This is a genomic window from Nocardioides sp. (assembly GCF_034670285.1).
In the GTDB taxonomy this organism is placed as follows: Bacteria; Actinomycetota; Actinomycetes; order Propionibacteriales; family Nocardioidaceae; genus Nocardioides.
In genome coordinates, this window is record NZ_JAXMNS010000121.1 from 1 (window position 1) to 9,131 (window position 9,131).

Genomic DNA, 9,131 nt, shown 5'->3' on the forward strand with positions numbered 1-9,131 from the left:
GATGCAGGTCTACACCGGCGACCTCGGCTACGACGACGGCCGGCCGCAGTCGGTCTACCTGCTCGAGACCGAGCGGGCCGACCAGGTGCTCAAGGCCGACGGGCAGCCCTACCGTCTCGACCTGCGGATGGGGGAGACCGCGACCCTGCCCGACGGGCTCGGCACCGTCTCCTTCGAGGGCGTCGAGCCCTGGGTGCGCATCCAGATCAGCCAGAGTCCCGGCAAGCTCATCGCGCTCGGCGGGGTCGTGCTGGCCCTGATCGGGCTGCTCGGCTCGCTGTTCATCCGTCCGCGACGCCTCTGGGTGAGGGCTCGTCGGGAGTCGGGTGTCACCATGGTGGAGGTGGCCGCGCTCGACCGTTCGGGCGGTGGCGACGTCGGCGAGGTGCTCGCCTCCGTGGTCGCCGAGCTGCGCGGCTCCGTCACGAGCCGACCCGAGCCAGACCCCAGCCCGACCCCGAACGAGGAGCATGACGAGCGACCATGACTGACACTGCGTGGGAGACCCTCAGCAACCAGGCGATCGGGGTCGCCGGCATCTTCTACTTCATCGCCCTGATGGTGCACCTCGCCGAGTGGGCGTCGCTGCGGGCGCCGAAGGCGGTGCGTGAGGCGGCCCGCTCCGAGGACGTCGCTGCGTCCGGCTCGGTCGCTGTGGCGACCGGTCCTGCTCCCGAGCTCGACGCGGCGCGAAGCGGTCGGGTCGACTTCCTCGGCCGTCTCGGCGTGATCCTCACCGCCATCGCGGCTGCCGCGCACTTCGTGTCGCTGCTCGGGCGCGGCCTCGCCGCCGACCCCAACCGGGTGCCGTGGGGCAACATGTACGAGTTCACGGTCTCTGGCGCCTTCTTCGTCACGCTCATGTATCTCGTGCTGCTGCGCAAGTACGGCCTGCAGTGGATGGCGCCGATCGTCACCGGCTTCGTCGTGTCGGTGCTGATGGTGGCCGTGATCTGGCTGCACTCCGAGGTCGCCCCGCTGACCGAGGCCCTCGACTCCTACTGGCTCGTCATCCACGTCGTCTCGGCCGTCATCGCCACCGGCGCCTTCACCCTCGGCGGCATCGCCTCCATGATGTACCTCGTCAAGATGCGCGTCGGCGAGACCACGACCGGCCCGATGTCACGTGTGCCGTCGCTCGCCGCGCTCGACCGGACGGCGTACCGGGTGCACGCCTTCGCCTTCCCGGTGTGGACCTTCGCGGTGCTCATCACCGGCCCGATCTGGGCGCACGAGGCCTGGTCGCGCTACTGGAACTGGGACCCCAAGGAGGTGTGGGCGTTCATCACCTGGGTCGTCTACGCCGCCTACCTCCACGCCCGCGCGACAGCCGGGTGGAAGGGCCGCAATGCCGCGATCCTCGCCCTCATCGGCCTGGCGACCCTGTGGTTCAACTTCATCGGCATCAACTACTTCTCGACCTCCTCGCAGCACTCCTACGCGCTGGAGGCCCCGGTCACCCCGGCCGTGGTGGTGGCCGCTCCGATCGACCCCGGCGTCCCCCTGCGATAGTCCCTGACGAAGTGGTCCCTCCGACACGCTTGGAGGGGCCACTTCGTCGTTTCTGACGGTGCCTCGCCGCGGTCAGTCGTCGGCGAGGGCGGTGGCGAGGTCACCGATCGCCTCGAGCGGGGCGTCGTACCCGGGGAAGTAGCAGCAGACCCGGTCGGCGGAGCCGCCGAAGCGGCGCTTGGCCTCGGCAGCGCACTGCTCGGGGGTGCCGCGGACGGCGATCGTCTCGATCATCTCGTCGGAGACGAGGTCCATCATCTTCATGATGTCGCCGGTCTTGGAGAGGGCGTTGAGCTCGGGCTGGAGGTCACCCCAGCCCTCGGCGTCGAGCACCGGGCGGTAGGCCGGCGTCGAGCCGTAGAAGGCGAGCAAGCCGCGTACGCCGAGGTCGGCGGCCGCCTGCTCCTCGGGGGTGCGACCCATCGCCGTGATCGCCTGCGGGTAGATCGCCACCGACTCGCGCCCGCCCTTCTCGAGGCCCTCGGCGACCGCGACCAGGGTGCGCTCCTCGAAGTGGCGCTTGGTGTTGAAGGGCATTACGAGCAGGCCGTCGGCCACCTCGGCCGCCGTGCGCGTCATCAGCGGACCGAGGGCACCGAGCAGCACCGGCGGGGGGCCGTAGGGGTTCGGGCCGGGCACGAAGGTCGGCGGCATGAGTGTGTGCCGGGTGTGCTCGCCGCGGAAGTCGAGCCGGGTGCCGTCCTGCCACGACGTGAGGATCGCCTTGACCGCGAGCACGATCTCGCGCATCCGGGCCGCCGGCGGACTCCAGGTGGCGCCGTACCGCTTCTCGATGTGGGGCTGGATCTGCGAGCCGAGCCCGAGCCGGAAGCGGCCCTTGCTCATCAGCTGGAGGTCCCACGCGGCGTTGGCCAGGTGCATGGGGCTGCGCGGCATGGCGATCGCGACGTTGGTCATCAGGTCGGTCTCGACCACGCCCGCGGCCGAGGCCAGCGGGAGGAAGACGTCGTGGGGGCCCTCGAAGGTGAAGAGCCCAGCAATCCCGGTGCCGGCGAGGTCGCGGGCGCGGTCGGCGACGAGATCGGGGCGGGCGTCGAGCTGGACGTCGAGGAGCATAAGAGCCATCTTAGAACGTGTTCTAGTTATTGGGGAAGGTGTCTGCCAGATGGCGGGGTCCCTAGGGTGTGCGGCCGCGCGAAAGGAGGGGTCCGACCGCGAAGATCCCGACGGGGCGAGATAGTCCCTGACGAAATGGCCCCTGATCGGCCTCGATAGGGGCCATTTTGTCAGGGACTATCTCGCGCTCCACTCGAAATGGCCGACGGCCCGGACCGAACGCCTTCACAGGCGCCCGACCGGGCCGTCGTACGTGCGGGTGGTGCTGGGGGACTACTTGGGCTTCTTGTTGCGCGAGGCGGTGCGGCCGCGCTCGTTGGCGTCGAGCACGACCTTGCGGATGCGGTGCATCTCGGGAGTCACCTCGACGCACTCGTCGTCGCGGCAGAACTCCAGGCACTGCTCGAGCGACAGCTTGCGCGGCGGGACGAGCTTCTCGAAGTTGTCGGAGGTGGCGGAGCGGATGTTGGTCTGCGCCTTCTCCTTGGTGATGTTGACGTCCATGTCGTCGGCGCGGGAGTTCTCGCCGATGATCATGCCCTCGTAGACCTCGGTGGTGGGGTCGACGAACATCGTGCCCCGCTCCTGCAGGTTGGTCATGGCGTACGCCGTGGCGGCACCCTTGCGGTCGGCGACGAGCGAGCCGTTGATGCGCGAGCGGATCTCGCCGGCCCAGGGCTCGTAGCCGTCGGAGATGCCGTGGGCGATACCGGTGCCGCGGGTGTCGGTGAGGAACTGGGTGCGGAAGCCGATCAGGCCACGCGCGGGCACCATGAACTCCATGCGGACCCAGCCGGTGCCGTGGTTGGTCATCGACTCCATGCGGCCCTTGCGGCTCGCGAGCAGCTCGGTGACGGTGCCGAGGTACTCCTCGGGGGCGTCGATGGTCAGGCGCTCGAACGGCTCGTGCAGCTTGCCGTTGACCTCCTTGGTGACCACCTGCGGCTTGCCGACGGTGAGCTCGAAGCCCTCACGACGCATCTGCTCGACCAGGATGGCCAGCGCGAGCTCGCCGCGGCCCTGGACCTCCCAGGCGTCGGGACGCTCGGTGGGCAGGACGCGGAGCGAGACGTTACCGATCAGCTCCTGGTCGAGACGGTCCTTGACCAGACGCGCGGTGACCTTGGAGCCCTTGACCTTGCCGACGAGCGGCGAGGTGTTGGTGCCGATGGTCATCGAGATGGCCGGCTCGTCGACGTGGATGAGCGGCAGCGCGACGGGGTTCTCGACGTCGGCGAGGGTCTCGCCGATGGTGATGTCGGGGATACCGGCGATGGCGACGATGTCACCGGGGCCGGCGGACTCGCCGGGCTTGCGCTCGAGGCCCTCGGTGATGAGGAGCTCGGTGATCTTGACGTTCTTGACCTCACCGTCGCGACGCATCCACGCGACCTGCTGGCCCTTCTTCAGCGTGCCCTGGTGGATCCGGACCAGCGCGAGGCGGCCGAGGAAGGGCGAGGCGTCGAGGTTGGTGACGTGGGCCTGCAGCGGGGCGCCCTCGGTGTAGGACGGGGCCGGGATCGTGTCGAGGATCGTCTTGAAGAGCGGCTCGAGGTTGTCGCCCTCGGGCATCGTGGCGTTCTCGGGCTGGACGAGGCTGGCGATACCGGCGCGGCCCGAGGCGTAGACGACGGGGAAGTCGAGCGCCTCCTGGCTGTGCGACTCGTCGAGGAGGTCCATGAAGAGCTCGTAGGTCTCGTCGACGACCTCGGCGATGCGGGCGTCACCACGGTCGGTCTTGTTGACGACCAGGATCACCGGCATGTCGGCGTTGAGCGCCTTGCGCAGCACGAAGCGGGTCTGGGGGAGCGGGCCCTCGGAGGCGTCGACGAGGAGCACGATGCCGTCGACCATGGACAGGCCGCGCTCGACCTCGCCACCGAAGTCGGCGTGGCCGGGGGTGTCGATGATGTTGATGACCATCGGCTGGCCGCCACCGGCGGGTCCCTCGTAGTGGACCGCGGTGTTCTTCGCGAGGATCGTGATGCCCTTCTCGCGCTCCAGGTCGCCGGAGTCCATGACCCGGTCGGCCACGCTCTCGGCCTGGTGCTCGGTGAAGGCACCGGCTTGACGGAGCATGGCGTCGACCAGGGTGGTCTTGCCGTGGTCGACGTGGGCGACGATCGCGACGTTGCGCAGGTCGGAGCGGAGGGTAGACATGAACGTACGACGTCGCTTTCGTTGGGGATCAGGGGCCCGAACGGGCTCGGCGAGTCTACTGGCGAGGCGCGCCGCTGCCCGCATCGTCGGTGCTGCGACCTTGGCGACACCAACGATGCAGGACCGAGGAAGTGGCGATCAGCCGGCCAGCGAGCCGCCGAAGATCTGCCACGCCAGCAGCGACTTCGCGGCCAGGCTCAGCACGAGGTAGACCTTCTCGCCGTAGGCATAGCTGCGCCACGGGCCGATCTCCTTGTACTGCAGGTACTGGTTGAGCCCGAAGCTCATGAAGAAGATGAACAGCGAGATGAAGATGCCGAGCACGAAGCCCGGCACCGTCTCGGCACCCAGCAGGTTGACGAGGATCGCGATCCACGGCGCGATGCCGGCGACCGTCCCGAACCAGAACGGCACCATCGTCGTGTGCTCGCGGCCCGGAGGGTTCATCGCCTCCTGGATCCAGCCGAAGAAGATCATCGCCATGTTGGCGCCGATGATCACGATGATCGTGGCGATGTCGGTGATCCCGTTGTAGAACCCGATGAGCACGATCATGATCGTGGCGCTGAAGGAGTACTCGATCCAACGGATGCGGTTGATGCCGCGGCGCAAGTCGGCCTCGTAGCGTCCGCGCAGGACCGTGCCGATGAGGAAGTGGTCGATGGCCGCGAGCGCCAGGAAGACCGCGATGGCCAAGCCGATGCCGACGTCGAAGAGCGCCTCCGGAGCAGGGGCCTCGGTGCCGGGCGGGCCCGTCGGGAACGTCGAGGTCACCGTGATGGCGAACGAGCTCGCCAGGAGGAGGACTGCAATCGCCTGGGCGGCGTGGAGGACGGAGAGCGCGATGTTCCACCGGCGCAGGTTCGCCAGCCGGTCGTCGGTCACGCCGCTGGCGATCGTCGTCGAGGACGAGGGTGAGGTGCTCATGCAGCGAGTCTGCCGCACCTTGGGGTCCGTGGCCGATGACCTCTGGCGTGTGTCGGCGCTCTCGGGTTGTCTGGGGTCATGTCTCTCGGGACCCCACACCACTGCTCCTTCGTGCCGCCGTACCTCATCCGGCGTCTCGGCCTGCTCGCCGACGCCGACCTCGACGACCGGCTCCGCACGTCCCGGGCCGAGGCCACAGCACCGTCCCGCGACGTGCCCACGCCGCCCACCCTGCTTGGGCAGCCCGCCTGGACCGTGCACACCGCCGACCAGACCACCACGCTCCCGGGGCGACCGGTCCGTGCTGCCGGGCAGCCCGCCACCGGCGACGAGGCCGTCGACGAGGCGGCCGTCGGCATCAGTGGGGCCCTCGCGCTCTTCGCCGAGGTCTACGGCCGCGCGTCGTACGACGACCAGGGGATCCCGGTGAGCCTGACCGTCCACTTCGGGCGCGACTACCCCAACGCCTTCTGGGACGGCACCCAGCTGGTGTTCGGCGACGGCGACGGGGTGGTCTTCGACCGCTTCACGCGCCCGGTCGACGTGCTGGCCCACGAGCTCACCCACGCGGTCATCGAGCGCAGCGCCGGTCTGGTCTACCGCGACCAGCCCGGGGCGCTCAACGAGTCGTTGGCCGACGTGTTCGCCACCTGCTTCAAGCAGCGACTCCTCGGCCAGCTCGCCGTCGATGGCGACTGGCTGATCGGCGCCGAGCTGTTCTTGCCCGGGGTCGCGGCGCGGGGACTGCGTGACCTGCGGGCGCCGGGCACGGCGTACGACGACCCACGGCTCGGCCGTGACCCGCAGCCGGGCCACCTCGACGACTACGTGAGCGGACCCGACGACAACGGCGGGGTCCACATCAACTCCGGGATCCCCAACCGTGCGTTCCACCTCGCGGCGATCGCGCTCGGCGGCTCGTCGTGGGAGGGAGCCGGTCGCATCTGGTACGACGCGATGGTCGGCGGCGAGGTGGGCCCCGAGACCGACTTCGTCGGGTTCGCGGCCGCCACGGTCGCGGCCGCCGGGCCCCACGCCGCCGAGGTCGCCGGGGCCTGGGCCGAGGTGGGGGTCCGGACGGGCGACGACATCCGGGTCTCGCAGTCGGCCCCGATCCCGGCTTCGATCCCGGCCTCGACCGAAGGCGCGCCTGGTGCGGGCGTGGTGCGCGTGCAGCGCTCCGGCGGGTTCGCCGGACGCACGACCCAGGCCAGCGTGGCGCTGTCCGATCCCGCGGTGGGCGGCGAGCTGAGCGGGTTGGTGGCGCGGGTCGAGGCAGGCGGGCTGCCCAGCAGCGCAGCCCCCACCCGGCCCGACATGTTCTGCTACGACCTCGACGTCTGCGGCACTCGCGCCCGGGTGCCCGAGCACCTGCTCACCGACGACCTGCGCCGCCTGGTCGACCTCGTGCTCGGCGCTGGGGAGGGTTAGTCGGACGACTTCTCGGGCAGCACCCGGTGCACCTTGTGCTGGGCGGCCTGCGCGCGCGGGCGGATCACGAGCTCGTCGACGCTCACGTGGGCGGGCCGGGTGACCATCCAGCTGATCGCGTCGGCGACGTCCTCGGCCACGAGCGGCTCGGCCACACCGGCGTACACCGCGTCGGCCGCTGACTGGTCGCCGTCGAAGCGCACCAGCGCGAACTCGTCGGTGCGCACCATCCCCGGGGCGATCTCGACGACCCGCACCGGCTGGTCGAAGAGCTCGAGGCGCAAGGTCTCGGTCACGACCTGGGTGCCGTGCTTGGCCGCGGTGTAGCCGCCGCCGCCCTCGTAGGCGATGCGTCCGGCGGTGGAGCCGACGTTGCAGATGATCCCGGCCGGCGCTGCCAGCAGGGCCGGCAGCAGGGCGCGGGTGACCTGCACCAGCCCGATCACGTTGACGTCGTACATCTGGCGCCACTCCTCGACGTCCGCCTGGGCGACGGGGCTCGCGCCGAAGGCGCCGCCGGCGTTGTTGACGAGCACGTCGAGGCGCCCGCCGAGGTCCTCGATCGTCGCGGCCAGGGCGGCGACCGAGTCGGCATCGGTGACGTCACAGGTGACTGCGGTGCCGCCGATCTCCTCGGCCAGCGCGCTCACGCGCTCGGTGCGGCGCGCGGCGCACACGACGTGGAACCCCTCCGCATGCAGGGCCCGGGCGGTGGCGGCCCCGATCCCGCTGCTGGCTCCGGTGACGACGGCGGTACGGCGGCTGCTCATGGTGCCCATTCTGCTGCAGGCTGGTGCAGGCTGTGGTGGCCGGGGAATCATCGCGTGGCGAGGATGGTTGACCCGACCGGACCACGCCGGGTCCGACGGACCGAAGGAGTGCTCATGGAGGATCTGCGTCGCGTGGCGATGATCAGCCTGCACACCTCCCCGCTCCACCAGCCCGGCACCGGCGACGCGGGCGGGATGAACGTCTACGTCGTCGAGCTCAGCCGTCGGCTCGCGGCCCGCGGCGTGCAGGTCGACATCTTCACCCGCGCCACCAGCTCGAGTCTGCCGCCGATCGTGCCGCTGGCCGATGGGGTGTGGGTGCGCCACATCCACGCCGGGCCGTTCGAGGGCCTCACCAAGCACGAGCTGCCCGGGCAGCTGTGCGTCTTCGCCCGCGAGGTGCTGCGCACCGAGGCGGCGCACCCGGTCGGCCACTACGACGCCGTGCACGCCCACTACTGGCTCTCCGGCCAGGTCGGCGCGCTCGCCCGCGACCGGTGGGGCGTGCCGCTGATCCACAGCATGCACACGATGGCGAAGGTGAAGAACGACGCGCTGGCCGCGTCCGACACCCCGGAGCCGGACGCCCGCGTGATCGGCGAGGAGCAGGTGGTCGAGGCGGCCGACGTGCTCATCGCCAACACCGACCTCGAGGCCAAGCAGCTCATCAACCTGTACGACGCCGACCCCGGGCAGGTCGAGGTCGTCCACCCCGGCGTCGACCTCGACGTCTTCCAGCCCCGCACCGGTGTCCGGGCCGGGCTGGGACTGCCCGACGACGCGCTGGTGCTCCTCTTCGCCGGGCGCATCCAGCCGCTCAAGGCGCCCGACGTGCTGGTGCGAGCCGTGGCCGTGCTCCTCGAGCGCGACCCGAGCCTCCGCTCGCGTCTCGTGGTCCCGATCGTCGGGGGGCCCTCGGGCACCGGGCTCGACCGTCCCGCTGCGCTCTCGGCCCTGGTCGACGAGCTCGGGCTGGGTGACGTCGTGCGGTTCGTGCCGCCGGTCGATCAGGCCGAGCTGGCCCTCTGGATGGCGGCGGCGACCGTCGTCGCAGTGCCGTCGTACAACGAGTCCTTCGGGCTGGTCGCCGCCGAGGCCCAGGCGTGTGGCACCCCGGTCGTCGCCGCGGCGGTCGGCGGCCTCACGACCGTCGTGCGCGACGGGCACAGTGGGCTCCTGCTCGACACCCACGAGCCGCGCGACTGGGCGGCCGCGCTGGGTCGCGTGATCGGTGACCCCGACCTGCACGCCCGG

Annotated in this window: 8 protein-coding genes; 4 read left to right on the top strand and 4 right to left on the bottom strand. The window is 70.6% G+C overall.

The window, feature by feature from the left end; all coding sequences use genetic code 11:
• Both VOI19_RS08040 and ccsB read left to right on the top strand, forming a co-directional pair.
• Positions 1–487 (top strand): cytochrome c biogenesis protein ResB (locus tag VOI19_RS08040; RefSeq protein ID WP_323792445.1); only part of this gene is annotated, 487 nt, incomplete at its 5' end.
• On the top strand, positions 484–1,512 hold the full coding sequence (ccsB, locus tag VOI19_RS08045) for a c-type cytochrome biogenesis protein CcsB (RefSeq protein ID WP_323792446.1): 1,029 nt from the start codon (positions 484–486) through the stop codon (positions 1,510–1,512). The genes VOI19_RS08040 and ccsB, both read left to right, overlap by 4 nt.
• Positions 1,513–1,584: 72 nt before the next feature.
• Here the strand turns inward: ccsB and VOI19_RS08050 are convergent, their stop codons facing one another.
• The 3 genes from VOI19_RS08050 to heR all read right to left on the bottom strand — a co-directional run bounded on the left by VOI19_RS08050 (position 1,585) and on the right by heR (position 5,676).
• Positions 1,585–2,598, bottom strand: coding sequence for a TIGR03617 family F420-dependent LLM class oxidoreductase (locus tag VOI19_RS08050; protein WP_323792447.1), 1,014 nt, complete (start codon positions 2,596–2,598; stop codon positions 1,585–1,587).
• 264 nt (positions 2,599–2,862) lie between these two features.
• Positions 2,863–4,749, bottom strand: a complete 1,887-nt coding sequence (typA, locus tag VOI19_RS08055) for a translational GTPase TypA (protein WP_323792448.1) — start codon at positions 4,747–4,749, stop codon at positions 2,863–2,865.
• Positions 4,750–4,887: 138 nt separating this feature from the next.
• On the bottom strand, positions 4,888–5,676 hold the full coding sequence (gene heR / locus VOI19_RS08060; RefSeq protein ID WP_323792449.1) for a heliorhodopsin HeR: 789 nt from the start codon (positions 5,674–5,676) through the stop codon (positions 4,888–4,890).
• Positions 5,677–5,754: 78 nt separating this feature from the next.
• Between heR and VOI19_RS08065 the strand changes: the two genes are divergently transcribed.
• Positions 5,755–7,107 carry a protealysin inhibitor emfourin gene (locus VOI19_RS08065; protein WP_323792450.1) on the top strand — a complete coding sequence of 451 codons (1,353 nt, stop codon included), beginning with the start codon at positions 5,755–5,757 and terminating at the stop codon, positions 7,105–7,107.
• Here the strand turns inward: VOI19_RS08065 and VOI19_RS08070 are convergent.
• The gene (locus VOI19_RS08070; RefSeq protein ID WP_323792451.1) at positions 7,104–7,877 is read right to left on the bottom strand and encodes an SDR family oxidoreductase; all 774 of its coding nucleotides are present in this window, start codon (positions 7,875–7,877) and stop codon (positions 7,104–7,106) included. The two genes, VOI19_RS08065 and VOI19_RS08070, sit on opposite strands and share 4 nt — an antisense overlap.
• Before the next feature lie 114 nt (positions 7,878–7,991).
• Between VOI19_RS08070 and mshA the strand changes: the two genes are divergently transcribed.
• Positions 7,992–9,131, top strand: a 1,140-nt coding sequence (gene mshA, locus VOI19_RS08075) for a D-inositol-3-phosphate glycosyltransferase (protein ID WP_323792452.1), incomplete at its 3' end; no start/stop codon positions are given.

Excerpts from the sequence above, each read along its gene's own strand:
- heR (WP_323792449.1), bottom strand. The coding sequence starts at position 5,676 with ATGAGCACCTCACCCTCGTCCTCGACGACGATCGCCAGCGGCGTGACC.
- VOI19_RS08070 (WP_323792451.1), bottom strand. The coding sequence starts at position 7,877 with ATGAGCAGCCGCCGTACCGCCGTCGTCACCGGAGCCAGCAGCGGGATC.
- VOI19_RS08065 (WP_323792450.1), top strand. The coding sequence starts at position 5,755 with ATGTCTCTCGGGACCCCACACCACTGCTCCTTCGTGCCGCCGTACCTC.
- ccsB (WP_323792446.1), top strand. The coding sequence starts at position 484 with ATGACTGACACTGCGTGGGAGACCCTCAGCAACCAGGCGATCGGGGTC.
- VOI19_RS08050 (WP_323792447.1), bottom strand. The coding sequence starts at position 2,598 with ATGGCTCTTATGCTCCTCGACGTCCAGCTCGACGCCCGCCCCGATCTC.
- typA (WP_323792448.1), bottom strand. The coding sequence starts at position 4,749 with ATGTCTACCCTCCGCTCCGACCTGCGCAACGTCGCGATCGTCGCCCAC.